Annotated in this window: 12 protein-coding genes; 1 reads left to right on the forward strand and 11 read right to left on the reverse strand. The window is 45.6% G+C overall.

Translation table 11 applies throughout. The annotated features are described in order from the left end of the window. The 11 genes from EYQ95_RS06750 to EYQ95_RS06800 all read right to left on the reverse strand — a co-directional run bounded on the left by EYQ95_RS06750 (position 1) and on the right by EYQ95_RS06800 (position 14132). Entirely contained in the window at positions 1-912 is a 912-nt protein-coding gene (locus tag EYQ95_RS06750; protein ID WP_207801092.1) for a glycosyltransferase family 2 protein, read from the reverse strand. A 33-nt stretch (positions 913-945) separates the two neighbouring features. Next, positions 946-2226 (reverse strand): nucleotide sugar dehydrogenase, encoded by a 1281-nt coding sequence (locus EYQ95_RS06755; protein ID WP_111915140.1) that lies wholly within the window; start codon positions 2224-2226, stop codon positions 946-948. After that, positions 2216-4210 (reverse strand): acyltransferase family protein, encoded by a 1995-nt coding sequence (locus EYQ95_RS06760; RefSeq protein WP_111915141.1) that lies wholly within the window; start codon positions 4208-4210, stop codon positions 2216-2218. The genes EYQ95_RS06755 and EYQ95_RS06760 overlap by 11 nt, the downstream gene beginning before the upstream one ends. 102 nt (positions 4211-4312) lie before the next feature. Next, positions 4313-4855 carry a DUF2058 domain-containing protein gene (locus EYQ95_RS06765; protein WP_111915142.1) on the reverse strand — a complete coding sequence of 181 codons (543 nt, stop codon included), beginning with the start codon at positions 4853-4855 and terminating at the stop codon, positions 4313-4315. A gap of 70 nt (positions 4856-4925) precedes the next feature. Then, the gene (locus EYQ95_RS06770) at positions 4926-5594 is read right to left on the reverse strand and encodes a hypothetical protein (protein WP_111915143.1); all 669 of its coding nucleotides are present in this window, start codon (positions 5592-5594) and stop codon (positions 4926-4928) included. A gap of 206 nt (positions 5595-5800) precedes the next feature. Further along, positions 5801-7723 (reverse strand): ankyrin repeat domain-containing protein, encoded by a 1923-nt coding sequence (locus tag EYQ95_RS06775; protein ID WP_111915144.1) that lies wholly within the window; start codon positions 7721-7723, stop codon positions 5801-5803. 162 nt (positions 7724-7885) lie between these two features. Then, on the reverse strand, positions 7886-10471 hold the full coding sequence (acnB, locus tag EYQ95_RS06780; RefSeq protein WP_111915145.1) for a bifunctional aconitate hydratase 2/2-methylisocitrate dehydratase: 2586 nt from the start codon (positions 10469-10471) through the stop codon (positions 7886-7888). 174 nt (positions 10472-10645) lie between these two features. Further along, positions 10646-11128, reverse strand: coding sequence for an alpha/beta fold hydrolase (locus EYQ95_RS06785; protein WP_111915146.1), 483 nt, complete (start codon positions 11126-11128; stop codon positions 10646-10648). Continuing rightward, on the reverse strand, positions 11125-12672 hold the full coding sequence (locus EYQ95_RS06790; protein WP_111915147.1) for a cation:proton antiporter family protein: 1548 nt from the start codon (positions 12670-12672) through the stop codon (positions 11125-11127). The genes EYQ95_RS06785 and EYQ95_RS06790 overlap by 4 nt, the downstream gene beginning before the upstream one ends. Positions 12673-12762: 90 nt before the next feature. Next, positions 12763-13140 carry a hypothetical protein gene (locus EYQ95_RS06795; protein ID WP_111915148.1) on the reverse strand — a complete coding sequence of 126 codons (378 nt, stop codon included), beginning with the start codon at positions 13138-13140 and terminating at the stop codon, positions 12763-12765. 83 nt (positions 13141-13223) lie between these two features. Next, positions 13224-14132, reverse strand: a complete 909-nt coding sequence (locus EYQ95_RS06800; protein ID WP_111915149.1) for a LysR family transcriptional regulator — start codon at positions 14130-14132, stop codon at positions 13224-13226. Between the two features lie 113 nt (positions 14133-14245). On the opposite strand from EYQ95_RS06800, the gene EYQ95_RS06805 reads away from it, so the two are divergent. Further along, positions 14246-15346, forward strand: a complete 1101-nt coding sequence (locus EYQ95_RS06805) for an efflux RND transporter periplasmic adaptor subunit (RefSeq protein WP_111915150.1) — start codon at positions 14246-14248, stop codon at positions 15344-15346. Position 15347: the final 1 nt, after the last annotated feature.

Raw genomic sequence — 15347 nt, forward strand, 5'->3', positions numbered from 1 at the left:
CTAGCTATTATTTCTCGAAGCGTCTTGCGCTTTTCGAATACGTTTACGCATATCGGAAGCCGCTTTGCTGCCATGATAACGACCTTTTTCTATGTGTCGAATACGATACACAGATGGAGCTTCTACAGGTACCCCGTGTGTGCCTAGAATCCAGCGAAAAGCTCTGTCTTCAAAGGTTTTTTTCCATCGGTCTGTTTCACGTTGGTAAGCACTTACGTCTTTGCAGTACCCTACCGAGCGGCAAATATCACCATGCACAATTTGGTAAGCGCCTACCGCACGTTCTAACACGCGAATTGTGAAGTCGCCTTGATCAACAGATACAACTTTTGGCTCTTTTGCCGCTTTCAGCATAGGGCTGTCGTTGGTGAGCAAGGGAGTAATTCGCTCTTGCGCAGGAAATACCAGCGGGTCTTTTTTACCTTGCAAAGACTCGGCTAGGCCATCTAAACAGCCTTCACCAAAAACTAAGTCACAGTCTGCAAACCATACCCAGTCTGCATCGGTATTCTGAGCTCTTCTATTTCTGCCAATTGCTCTGCGGAACAACTCAGGTGGTGTAACCGGCTGCCAATTCCAAGTCACATTTTCCACTTTTTTCTCACCAAAGAAGTTCAATAATTGCGTTGTCGCTTCATCTTCTTTGGCATGAAACACAGTCATCACAATGTCGACGTTCTTAGGTGGATGGTTAACCAACGAGCTTAATTGATAAGCATGCAGATGCGAGTAGCGCCAGCAATGACTGACAATTTCTATTTTTAAACGTCCTGTTTTACCCGCTAGTTTCTCAGGCGGCTTTTCATAAAGAAAGCGCATGGGCAGTAACTTACTCACCGCCAAACGAAGTGCGAACTCTTGAATGCCCTGATACCAAGGCATTTTCACATCGTAAACTAGCTTCTCAGTCATACCTTTCCTTATTCTTAGCTGGCGGATACGGGTTTACAAACGCCACGTTGGGCTGGGAATTACGTCTTTAACATCGATAAGCACAGGCTTCTGGTTTTCCGATGTTTCACACAAACGTTCGAAGTCTTCCTGACTGTAAGCTCTGAACTGGTTATGCGCGACAGCCAGAATAACAGCGGCGTATTTTTCATTATTTTCCAATGGGTTTTCAACAACATTGAAGTTACCCGAACGGTCTAAATCACTTCGCTCAACTTCAGGGTCACACACGGAAACCTGAACACCGTACTCTTGCAGTGCAGTCACCATATCGACCACTTTGGTATTACGAACATCAGGACAATTCTCTTTAAAGGCGAAGCCCATAATAAGAACCTTCGCCCCTTTAATCACAAGAGCATTATCAATCATTTGCTTTACGGTTTGCTCCGCAATGTACTTGGCCATACCGTTATTAATTTGTCGAGAAGACAAAATAAGATTGGGTTTGTAACCTAGCTCTTCAGCCTTAAACGTTAAATAGTACGGGTCGACACCGATGCAATGGCCGCCAACAAGCCCTGGGAACAGCTTAATAAAGTTCCACTTGGTAGACGCCGCCTCAATCACTTCTCGTGTATCTATACCCATTTCATGGAAAATAAGCGCTAACTCATTAATTAAGGCAATGTTCACGTCGCGTTGAGTGTTCTCGATAACTTTTGCGGCCTCTGCCACTTTAATGCTCGAGGCTAGGTATGTGCCGGCAGTGACCACCTTTTGATATAACTCGTCTACGCGCTTTGCAACTTCAGGGGTAGAGCCTGAAGTCACTTTTAAAATGGTTTTGAAGGTATTGTTTTTGTCACCTGGGTTAATGCGCTCTGGCGAATACCCACCGTAAAAGTCTTGATTGAATCGAAGCCCTGAGACCTGCTCCAATTCATTCACGCATACGTCTTCGGTAACGCCTGGGTATACCGTAGACTCATAAATCACTAAGTCGTCTTTCTTGAGTACTTTACCTACCGCGCGAGACGCCTGAATAAGAGGATTCAAATCTGGGCGATTAGAACTGTCTATAGGGGTAGGTACTGTAATAATATAAATATTCGCGCTTTCACATTGGCTTATTTCAGAGGAAAAGGTAAGTGAGCCTTGTACTGCCTGCAAAGCAGAAGACTCCACTTCTTTTGTTCCGTCCACACCATTTTCGAGCTCTGCAATACGCTTAGAGTTAATGTCAAAGCCAATCACTTGGAATTGCTCTGCAAATGCCACCGCTAACGGAAGCCCTACATAACCAAGTCCAACTACACAAATTTTATCCTGCATTCGTTTCTTCCTCGATTCGCAGAGACTCAAATAAATTACGCAATTTAGGTTGCAAAAAGCTAGCCCCAAACTCGCTTAGGTGATCATCGTCATAATACATTGGACGGCCTTGATAGTCGCCCCAACACCTTTCGCCATCACAATATTCTTCGGGTAGCTCTATAATCTTTACATCGCACTGTGCAGCTGCACGATCCTGAGCATCAAGAATAACCGCTTGGCGACTCTCATACGCTTGCTGACTTACCGACACCCGTTCCACGTTGTCTTTAAACAACATGCTACGCGACATAGTTTGCGGCACGCTCGACGGCATTTCAGGTATAGGTCTAAGCATCCACACTGGGCGATATTGGGCAAACTGACAAGCAGTATCAACCAGTGCTGACGTCATCTCGTCAAAGTACGCATCGCTTTTACGCTCATAAAGCTCGTCGATGTAGTACCGCGGAGCTTCCTGTAAAGGATTTTCAGACTCCATGGGCCCTACAATAGACTGAGCAAAGCGGCTCACGATAAGCATAGGTACATGAGACGGAATATTCTGATGCTCATTTAATGCTCTTTCAATGAACGCTTCACATGCAAAGGTTAAGTTGCCAACCTCATCAATACCTCGAATAACAGGGCAACCACTCATAGTCCAGTCGAGAACATGTAAGTTGCTGCTTGGTAAACTTCGCTCAACCGAACGAATCACCGAGCCTGCATGGCTGTCACCTATAACGATAACGCCAAGCGTATCGCCACCATAGGTACAACCGACGGGCTCTCCTTGCGAGCGGGAAGCCTGGCATTCTTCACGACGAGGGTTACGGTTATCAACCTCTGCGGCAACCGCATCAATTTCAGGCGCAACTCGACCGCCAAAATGATTTTCCTTGATAATCGCCGCTGGCACATAAGCGAGCACTAAAACAGTCAGGACAACGATACCGCTCTTACCGGCGGAAAGGCGACCTAGCCATTTACGCGCAGGGTTTTCAACACTGCGGTAAGACACTTCTGCACAAACTAAACTTGCCGCCACCATCACAGCAATCCATAACCATGACTGTTGCGCCCCCATAAAATACAGAAGTACAGCAAAAGGCCAATGCCACAAGTATATACTGTACGAGCGAAGCCCGAACCACTGAGCTACAGGATGTGCTGTGAACAGATCATTTTGCCGATTCGCCAAAATTAATAGCATAGTACCAACGACTGCAAACAGGGCAAAAGGCGCCGGCCACATCGTTTGCGCATCAAACATCAAGAACGAAGCAAACAGCATCGCCCAAGCTAACGCATAAATGGGCAAAGGAATATTGATAGGCCTATGAAGCCTTGCCAAGAAGAATACAATACCGCCCGCGGCCATCTCCCAAGCTCGCGAAGGCAATAAGTAAAACGCGTCTGAAGGTGACGCTTGCACCACAACGAACGCATAGCCGAGAGAGAGGGCAAACAAGATACAAAGAGCAGTAAAAATGGCGAGCAGGTTCTGTTTAAAAATCTTAGCCGTCACCCATAAAAAGATAGGGAAAAGCATGTAAAACTGCCACTCCGCACCGAGAGACCATGTATGCAACATCCACTTTTCATGGGCTGCCGTGTCGAAATATCCAGCTTCACTGGCAAATTCAATATTGGAAATGAATCCAAGCGCGTAACCAATTTGCGAACCAAGCTCTTGATAGTCGGGCGTAGGTAAGAAGAACCAGCCAGCTGCTAGCCACACTAACGCCAGAACAATCAGCGCAGGAAAAATTCGCTTAGCGCGAGCTAGGTAGAAAAGTCCAAAACGAAACCTTCCTTGCCCAAGGCCAGACACAATGATGTCCGTCATCAAAAAGCCTGAGATGACAAAGAAGACATCTACGCCAGCGAATCCACCTGAAAATCCGGGAATTCCGAAATGAAAGAGCACAACGGCGATAACCGCCCATGCTCTGAGTCCGTTAATGTCTTGGCGGAAACCGGATTTATCGAGTTGAAACAAGGCTTACTGTCCAATGCTAATAAGGTACTAAAGTAACCTGATCATACCGAATGGTCACAGTGGTGTATATTCTTAAGCGCCAGTGTTCGGCGACTGATATTTCTACCACATTAAATCATCAGGTATTTTGTAATCAGCATAAGGGTCGTCTTCGTCTGCGTTGTTCTGCGTATCCTGATTGTCATTTATTAAGACAACTTCTGCTGGGCTACGCTCTTGAATTTTGTTCGCTACAGGAACCGGAATAAGAGCATAACCGTCGCCATCCCGGGCAATGGCAAGCTTACCGCGAGTAAGTTCGTTATGAATTTTTTGACTCACATGCAATCGTTTCACCAAAGTACCGTCTGCAAAATTAAACGCAATCTCGCCTTCATGAGCCACACGGTTTACGGTAATCAGTTGTCGCACTTGAGCAACCACAGCTTTCTCATCCGCAGCCGCTTTGCGTTGCCGATTCAATTCTTGATCTCGCGCCACTTGTTCCTTGTGCTTTTCTTTAGCCAGCAGCGTTGCTTCATTCACAACAGCTTTCTTTTTTCCTGCCTGCTTACGTTGAACATGCTTTTCTTTCTTCACGTTCTTAAGCTTCTTTTCATCTGCCAATCCTGCTTTTAGCAATTGCTCTTGTAGCGCATTCTTCATAGCTGTTCAGCCTTTGTTGGTTTAGTCTGTGCGTAGTTTCTAATTCTAACGTAGAACATAGCGAGGATTACTACTGTCGTTCTTCTAAAAGCTCTAGTTCCACTCGAAAGTATGAGAGCAAGTCCTCTAAAACGATTCCTTGGCGGGTGAGTCTTTCAATGTAAAAGTCTGGAAATTTTTTGACGGCAACTAGCGATCTTCCCGAACTCTCATGGAACCAAACACTGCGAAGTTCTGTTGTGCCATTAATACGCTCTATCCCCCAGCTCGTAACTGCTTCTACGCCCACTATTTCTTCCATTTTAGGCGAAAACCTAAGGTCTACATAAAGTGCTGAATCGATCTTTGAGAAACAGTCTTCAGGAAAAAACTCTAAATCACGCCTGAAGGGACTTTCAAGGAGGACAGATTCTTGTGATTCACGACCTTCCGCATACACAAAGTATTTTTCACCTACTTCCAAAACCTCATTTTGGGAGTTAGAAAGCACATGTAAAAATAGTTCTTCATTAGTAATGGGCCCCTTAACTGACTCCTCGACATGGGCTCTATAAGTTACCCCACAAACTGAGCCCCAAGTATCATAGCCAAGCGTCGCATGCACTTCTGCAATCTCTACAACGCCTATAAAACCAGCGTCTTTGAAAAGTTCAGAAGTGGAAATCTTTGGTGGAACAAGCGCATCTGCTTTCCATGTGATTAACACCCCGAGGAACAGAATCCAATATGCTCTTTTCATTCTTTACCTTTTCAGCGCTATATCAATCACAAGTTACAGGGCTCTAGAAATTTCACGGGAAGACTTTAAGTGGTCCGCAAACCTCACCCATAGAGAAGAATACCAATCTCTGTGAGCGAAATATAATTCTTAGGTCTATTTTAGGCAGATCGTATAACGCCCCACCTTAAAAAACGAGATGTCATCACGGTCGTTATTAGAAAAGCTTATCTCACCCTAGGAAGTGGTTGGTTGTTGTCGATAGCAAGCTGAGGGTAACGACTCACCAAATTCTGATAAACATCAGGATATTTTAATCGCAAAACAGCAAGCCTGTTGCGATGGAACTCATCGACTTGAGGTTGATAAGACATTAAAGTGGCTACCGTCTGCTCTAGCTCAGTAATACTTCCTCTCATAACTCCTTGGCGTAGAGCAGCATGAAGCGGATCTTGTCCCAAATCATCAAACGAATAGGGAAAACCTTCTTCCACCAGATATGTCACAAGTTCCGAATTCATCTGATCTACTGCATAAAAAAGAAGCGTCTTCTGTCGCTCGTCAAATCCCCTCAAGTCAGCACCTAAAGATTCTAGGGGCTGCATTTCTTGCGGCGCCCTAAGCCTCAGAACAAATTGTAAATAATCAATCTTACCCTGCCTCAATGAGCTGCTCATCAAAACAGGATAAATATCCGGTCCGAACTCTAATAATTGAGAAAACAAACTTTGACTTTCTGCAGGCGTAAATTCGTGGCTTTCTAGTACCTCTATTGCTTGGTCATAATTTCTTGCCCAAAGTAACTCATTCACTTCTTGAGGAAAGGGGGTAAAAGAGCGCTGTCTGGAGGGATGTTCTTTATAAGTTCGATACCAATCGACTAATACTGGATCAATATCAGACAACATCGCGTGGATGCCTGCCGGAGGCTCTCCCAGACCCTCGGTCAATTCATCGTAAATCTCCTGCTTTGAACGAGGATTCCATTGTTGACTGATAGCCGTTACAGTCTCCCAACACTCATCTCTCAACGTAGAGCTATGTTCTGTTCCCAAAGCAATTGATAAATGGTTATTAAGGTTTTGAGATAGCTCCATAAGAAGCGGATGCTCCTCATCTAACAATGGCGAACTTAGCTCGGGTATTTGGGTTAGGTCCAGTTGGTAGTCGTTGCGTAAAGAAGTCAGCTGCTCTTCATTAAAGTGGTAATCATAGCCCTGAAACGAACCTTTCACGGTTGAGGGCGAAACACTCTCAAATCTAGCCCTAGCACCAAGACCCATCAACCTTTTAACAACTTCGACCGTCTCATCCTTTCTTTCACTTTGTAGGTATCGAGACAAACTCAACAGAGCCCAATCCATAGACGAAGCCAAAAACTCATCTTCTGTAGGTGTCATGCCTCGAAGCAATAACTCTTCAACAATCTTTGGGCGAGACGCTACAACAGCATAATCAAACAACGAGACAATATCGTGCCTATCGTAGTTCACTACGCTTTGAGGGTCTTCGATTGAGTCCAACATCATTGTGATGTCCTCAAATGGCAGTCCCTCATAAATAAAATAAGCTATATCATCGACATTGACAGGTAGCTCTCTGAGAACTTGAGTTTTCTCAGACTCTGACATAGATTCAAATGAATCAAGTCCTGGAAGGGGAATCGCTCGCTGAAAAGTCATGCCAGATGCTGCAAACCCCTCAATACTTTGGCTCGCGCTTTGGTTCAAATCTCGATTATAAATTGCCACTTCTGATTGCCAACGTAGTTGCTCAGCTCTAAAACCGGCAGCTAAGCGAGGGTGCGTAAATCTTGCCATCACCAATGTCACGTCAATCAGCGAATACCCCTCTTGCAGATAGTTTCCCCAAGCTTGCTCTTGGCCATTTAACCAATTTCGACGCGCAACATTATATTCCTGCTGAAAGATTTCGCATTCTCGTAAGTTAGAGGTATCAAAGAGAGCGGTAGCGGTCGATACTTCTTGGACTTGTTCGCGCGAACCTTCACTTTGTGTTCTATTCACCAGGGTGTCGTTAACTTGGAGCTCACTAACTTGCTGGTTAGAGCTATTGACTACCTGCCTTAAAAAATAAAAAGCTGTGATTAAAACCGCAACAAGAAAAATCCATTTTAAAGTATTACGCATTTAACAAATTCCTTTTCGTAAGATTCTCAATGTTAGTCAACATGATTAAATATACTAGATTGGCTCCAGCCTACAAGGCTATCCTCTTTAATCCGGCGGCTACAAAAAAGCCGAGTCACTTTCGTAACTCGGCTTTCAATCACTACCTAAGCTTAAAACAGATTATGCAACGTTAATCGTTGGAATAATTGTGTCTTTAGCTTTCTTCTCTGCCGCTTGGAAGTCAGGCATTTGGTCGAAGTTAAGGTACTTATAGACTTCGCCAGACATAGCATTAAGGTTCTGAGCGAACTCCATATACTCTTCACGAGTTGGAATTTTACCTAAAATCGCACCTACTGCTGAAAGCTCTGCAGACGCTAGGTAAACATTCGCACCGTCACCTAAACGGTTCGGGAAGTTACGCGTAGACGTTGAAAGTACTGTAGCACCTGGGTTCACACGTGCTTGGTTACCCATACATAGTGAACAACCTGGCATTTCTGTACGAACACCATTGCGGCCATAAATGTTGTAGTAACCTTCGTCCATCAACTGCGCTTCGTCCATCTTCGTTGGTGGCGCAATCCAAAGCTGAGTTTTCAACTTCTCAGTGTTTTGTTCGAGCAATTTACCAGCCGCACGGAAGTGACCGATGTTGGTCATACATGAACCGATAAACACTTCGTCTACTTTATCACCAGCTACGTCAGAAAGCGTTTTCGCGTCATCTGGATCGTTCGGGCAACAAACGATAGGTTCAATAACTTCGTTCAGGTCGATTTCGATAACCGCAGAGTACTCAGCGTCTTTGTCCGCTTTCATCATGTCTGGGTTTTCAATCCACTCTTCCATCTTACGAGCACGACGCTCAAGAGTACGCGCATCGCCATAACCTTCAGCGATCATCCAACGTAACATGGTGATATTTGAACGCAGGTATTCCGCAATTGATTCTTCAGAAAGGTTGATTGTACAACCTGCTGCAGAACGCTCAGCTGATGCGTCAGAAAGTTCAAAAGCCTGCTCAACAGTAAGTTGCTCAAGACCTTCGATTTCAAGAATACGGCCAGAGAAGATGTTTTTCTTACCACGTTTTTCAACAGTAAGAAGGCCTTCTTTAATTGCGTAAAGAGGGATTGCGTGTACTAGATCGCGCAACGTTACGCCAGGCTGCATTTCACCTTTAAAACGAACAAGTACTGACTCAGGCATATCAAGAGGCATAACACCTGTTGCCGCAGCAAACGCTACTAGGCCAGAACCCGCTGGGAATGAAATACCTAATGGAAAACGCGTATGCGAGTCACCACCAGTACCCACAGTGTCTGGTAACAACATACGGTTCAACCAGCTGTGAATAATACCGTCACCAGGACGAAGTGATACACCACCACGGTTCATGATGAAGTCTGGCAATGTATGTTGAGTTTCAATGTCTACAGGCTTCGGATAAGCAGCTGTGTGACAGAAAGACTGCATTACTAGATCTGCGTTGAAACCAAGACATGCTAAATCTTTAAGTTCGTCACGCGTCATTGGGCCGGTAGTATCTTGTGAACCCACAGTTGTCATGCGTGGTTCGCAATATGTACCAGGGCGAACGCCTTCCATACCACAAGCTTTACCCACCATTTTCTGCGCTAGCGTGTAGCCTTTGCCAGAGTCGTTAGGTTGCTCAGGCGTGCGGAACATGTCGCTGTGACCTAAACCTAGAGACTCACGAGCTTTCGCAGTTAAGCCACGGCCAATGATTAGGTTAATACGACCACCAGCACGAACTTCGTCGATAATTACGTCAGAAGCGTATTGGTACTCAGCAATAACTTCGCCGTTCTTCTCAATTTTGCCTTCGTATGGATAAATGGTGATTACGTCACCCATCTCCATTTGATCTACGTCCGCTTCAAATACAAGCGTACCTGCGTCTTTCATGGTGTTGAAGAAGATTGGTGCAACTTTGCCACCAATACAAATACCGCCAGAGCGCTTGTTTGGCGTACCAGGCATGTCTTCACCCATGTACCAAAGTACAGAGTTTGTTGCAGACTTACGTGAAGAACCCGTACCCACAACGTCACCCACAAATGCAACTGGGTGGCCCTTTTTCTTCAATTCTTCAATTTGCTCTTCTGCGTTAGTGATACCTTCGCGAGGCATTTTGTACATTGCTTTCGCATGAAGAGGAATGTCTGGACGCGACCAAGCATCAGGTGCAGGAGACAAATCGTCAGTATTCGTTTCGCCAGGAACTTTAAATACTGTAGTTGTAATTGTTTCAGGCATTGCTGGACGGCTTGAGAACCACTCGGCTTCAGCCCAAGACTCAACAACAGCTTTAGCTACTGCGTTGCCGTTTTTCATACGTTCTTCAACGTCGTGGAACGCGTCAAACATAAGAATAGTATGCTTAAGCTCTTCACCTGCGAGCTCTGCAAGTTCAGCGTCGTCAAGAAGCTCTACTAGCGTTTCAATGTTGTAACCGCCGTGCATGTTGCCCAGTAGTTTTACCGCTAATTTCTTATCGATAATTGGTGAAGATACTTCACCTTTAGTGATAGCTGCTAGGAAGCCTGCTTTTACGTATGCGGCTTCGTCCACACCAGGAGGTACGCGTTCGCTTAGCAGTTCAAGTAAAAACTCTTCTTCACCTGCAGGTGGATTTTTCAAAAGCTCGACTAAATCAGAAACCTGTTCTGGATTCAGGGGCTTTGCTGGAATTCCTTCAGCGGCACGCTCGGCCACATGTGCGCGATATTGTTCTAACACAAATGATTCCTCTTAATTGAAAGCCTATCCGCCAAACCATTCTCTCAACCGAGAGAAAGCATAAACGTATACGCATTGAATAAACGCGCGAATTATACGGGAATTTCGTTCAGATTTGAATAAATCCAGAGAATAAAGGGGCTATACCACCCATTCACTTCGTTTATACCACTTTTAAGGCGTATAAAGCTCGTGGACAGCAGCCATAATGGCTTCTTTTGAATACGGCGCTGCTAAACGGTGTTCATCGGCAACAGCAACCAAAGGTAAATCAAACTTTTGACAAAAGCGCTCGCTGGCCTCGAATGGTACTACCGAGTCTTGGGTACCATGAATGACCTTGCAGTTGTTTGGGCTTGGCATTCTCGCAATTAAGTTGGCGTCTTCTGTGTGCAATGCAGGTGCCAGCAACACCAGATTCTCGATCCGCTCTGGGTAATGCGAATACAAACGAGCGGCAACCAAACCGCCAAAAGAAGAGCCGACAATAGTCATACCCGACATCCCTCGAGTTTGTTCTTCTGCAACCAGCAAGCGTTGATTAAGGTCCATGTTCTGAAAGTCTGGTGAAACCAGTTCAGGAAACTCCGACGAGATCATTTGGAATTTACTGCCATGAGGGCCGCTTTCTAGCCCGTGGAAGAAAAATAAACTCATGTTTTCACCGCAAAAGTTTGTTTAACGTGCTCCGCAATACCCACACCGGCTTCAGCCATTGTTAAATATGCATGGTTAGCGCCAGCAGCCAAAATTTTATCGGCTCCATCCTCGTGCAGGCTGTGTGCAATGATTTGCCCTGTAAAACCTTGTTTTCTAAGTTTTTGTGCTGCTATAACGTTGGCGTCTACTTCACTTAAGCACAATATAACGGCCTTCACGCAATTCAGTTTTAAACTTTGCCAGAACACACCGTCTTCGGCGTCGGCATAATGAATGTCGATGCCGTTTTGTTTATGCGCTTCTACCTTCACGGGGTCAGAGTCAATAGCCACCACATTCTCGGTCGCCGCAAGGTATTTATACGCAGCAGTGCCACTTCTCCCCATACCCATTACAAGAAACTCAGCGTCACCTAGCTCCACCGGTTGCTCGTCTGGGTGCCTGATATTTCGTTCGAACTTCATTAAACGGTTACAAATACGGTCGTAAAGCGGATGTGCCACAGCATTAAGCGGCGCCGACACCACAAACGACAATGCGACCAGCAGCGCCAATGGCACTAGGTATTGAGGCATGACCACGCTTGCTACAATAAGACCGAACTCAGAATAGTTTCCTAAACTTAAACCCGCCAAGTATGACGAGCGAGCCCGTAGCTTAAATGCGATGAGAAGAAAGAAGAACAATACAATTTTAAACGGCAACAAGGCTAACATCACGCCAGCGAATAGCCAGTCTTGAGCTTGTGGAAGTCCCTCTAAGCCAATACTGAGAAAGAAGCCGACGAGAAAGAATTCTTTAATGCTCCAAAGTGCTTTCGACAACTCACCAGCACGACCATGTTTAGACAGTAAAGCCCCAAACGCCAATGCCCCTAGCTCGGAACTTAATCCTACCAACTCAAAACCATAGCCCCCTACTACCAGCGCCAGCAATAATCCAAAGAGAATCAGTAAGTCGTCGTGCCCAGCTTTGTCCATTAACCAATACATGACTGGGCGAATTAAAGGCAACGCAAACACTAACAGGGCCCATAGCGATGGAGCCTCTCCGTTCGCTACGGTCATCACGAGCAAAGCGATAAGGTCTTGAACGATAAGAATACCGATGGCAACACGGCCATGAAATGCGCCTAGCTCTCGTTTACCTTCTAATACCTTTGCTGCCAGTACTGTACTGGAGAAGCCTAAGGCTATCGCCACCAGTAAAGCTTCAATAAGAGGCATTGAAAAAATAACGGCACAGGCCACGACCATTACGCCGACCGTGATCACGAAATGCGCAACGCCAACACCTAACACTTCTGGCTTTGCTAGGCTACGAACATTCAGTTTTAAGCCAACCGTAAAAAGAAGTAGCAAAACACCTAAATGCGCAACATGCTCGATAACGCCATCGCTATATTCGGGAACAGGTAGGTAGCTTGAAGCGCCTGCAATAACAAAACCTGCGGCTAGGTAACCCACAAGTGACGGCAAGCCTACGAATCGAGCTAACAAGCCCACGATAAAAGCAAAACCTATCCATACAGCTTCAAGCATTGAATGTTCCTTTCTGTTGTCGCCCTACGTTCATTATGCGTTTTTCTCAGCGTACAAGCCAAGAGCTGAACGTATTAAATCATAGAAAGATTACAAGCTTTCGATTTGCTGATAAAGGTTCATTGCGCGTTGTAGGTGAGTGTACCCATTTACAGCGGCGCTAAGTTGCGACCAATTCGGCGCTCTGGAGGATGACAGAACCGAGGGTTGAGGAGAACGAGAGGTTGTGGAGGCGACATTTCCTTGACGCTGAACTTCCTGAACATTCTTTTGTTGTAGCGTTTCTTGTTGAGCCGCTGATTTTTGACGGCTCAATTCCGCTATCATCCGTGTTTCTTTGTCGACGCTGAACTGTTCCGCATTTTTTTCTGGAGCATCCTTTTGTTCACGACCATTAGCCTGAGCAGACACAGCTTGTTGAGTGGGTCTTGCTAGAGGAATTGGCGAGTTAAGTTGAACATTTTCCACAGGGCAAACAGTCCTTTTACTTCATACAAAAAAACGTCGTTGTTGTACGAAGTAGCAAACGTCATGCCAAAACAAAGCAGCGATTAAAAATACTCTTCCGTTAAAAACCGCTCTCGGTCTATAAAGTGTTGCCAGAACAGCTGACCTGCTGGCCCTAACTGCTTTGAGGCAAGCCGAAGCAAATGAAACTCTAATTGAACGTGGTCAAGAAACCCGGGTATGTGAATCTCTACAAGTTGCCCTTTGGCAATTTCACCGGCAATCATTTGCCGAGGGGCAATTCCCCACCCCATGCCCGAATTTAGAAACTCTACCAAGGTGCGAACATCGTTAACTCGAATTTGAGAACGCCCCGGTAGTTTATAAATTTGCTCTGGATTAATACCCAAATTCATTTCCTGGGGCAAAATATATGCATGCTCAGCCAAGTCTTCTCTTTTCTTCGGCATACCAAATTGCTTGACCAAATAAGACGACATCACCGCAACAAGGTTAAACTGCCCAATACGAATGCTTTCAAAGTCTGCCACTTGATGAAACGTGGGGATCCATGGGCAAACAGCAAAGTCTTCTAGACCTTCAGCCACTTGTTTTAAAGAATTTAATTGAGAGTAACCACTTACTCTTAATTCAGTTGCTGGGAACTGCTCTTGAATTTTCATGACCGCTTCTTTGACCACTAAACCACTCATGCCGGCATCTAGAGCAATACGTAATTGTGGTTCTCCCTCATCCCTTAATTGCACAACGACCGATTCAAGTCGCTCTTGCTGCCTCAAGAGTTCTCGCGCATGACGCATAAAGAGCTTTCCACGTTCCGTCAGATGTAGTCTATATTGACTACGGTCGAGTACTTGAAAACCTAGCTCATCCTCAAGTTTCTTCAGCGTCATACTGAGCGCGGGGGAAGTTCTATGCAGCTGCTGCGCTGCAGACTGCAAACTACCGGTATCGATAACCGTTTGTAAGACTTTAAGCGACCAATTATTCATTAAGAATTACTTAACATCTTTAAAAGAAACATTAAATATAACTTTACTTCATTCATGCATACAATAGCTTACTCAACCACAGTGTCGAATTTTTTAATTTGGGAACTTTAACGATGAATAAACTCATATTATTTCCTGCGCTATTGCTAACTCTAGTATTGGCTGGGTGCAGTGAACAGAGCGAGTCAACTACCGCAGCACAACCGCGCCCAGTAAAGCTAGCTACGGCAGAGTCAGGTGCTCCCGAACGTATTCGTCGTTTTCCTGGCGTGGTAGAAGCTACTCGCTCCGCTCAACTCACCTTTCGAGTAGCTGGGCAAATAACTACGCTCGATTTGCTACCCGGTCAACGGGTTGAGCAAGGTGCACTCATTGCGGCTTTAGACGACACGGACTATAGATTGGCGTTACAACAAGCTCAGGCACGCGCAAGTTTGGCAGAAACTCAGTTCGCACGTATGCAGAGGCTAAGAGACCAAAACCTTGCGTCGCAAGCAGAATTCGACCAAGCACAAGCTGAGCGAGACATGGCTAACGCTCAGCTAGAAACAGCGCAAGCCAACTTAAGCTATACAGAAATTCATGCCCCTTTCACAGGCGTAATTTCATTACTTCATGTTGAGCCCTACGAGAACATCGCCCCTCAAGTTCCTGTAGTGACTTTACAGTCAGACGAAACTGTAGATGTTGCGATACAAGTGCCAGAAAGGCTATTCGCTCGTGTGAGAAAAGAAGAACAAGAGTCGCATGAGTACCAACCGGTTATTCAGTTCGACAGTTTCCCGGACCAAACTTATTCAGGCGTACTCAGAGAGTGGGATCGCATTCCAGACCCTGCGACCAATACTTACCGCGTCGTTTTCTCATTGCAAAAGCCTGAGAACTTCAACGTTCTGCCCGGCATGACAGCCACCGTTTCTATTGATAGCCAGCGTGTACTTCAGGGCACCGCAGAGTCTGTGAGCATCCCGGTCGGTGCTGTTTTTAGTCGTGACGCTAGCAACCAAGACCAACATTTTGTTTGGGTTTTCGAACCTACTTCAGAAGACCTGGGCGTTATTCGTCTGCAAGCGGTAGAGTTAGGCTTTAGTACTTCAGAATCGGTCAATGTTGTTTCTGGATTAACGGCTGGGCAAGAAGTAATTACAGCGGGCGTTCACCAGCTTTCTGAAGGCACAGAAGTTCGTCGCTGGACACGTGAGCGAGGTTTATAAG

The organism is Lysobacter sp. N42 (genome assembly GCF_004344885.1).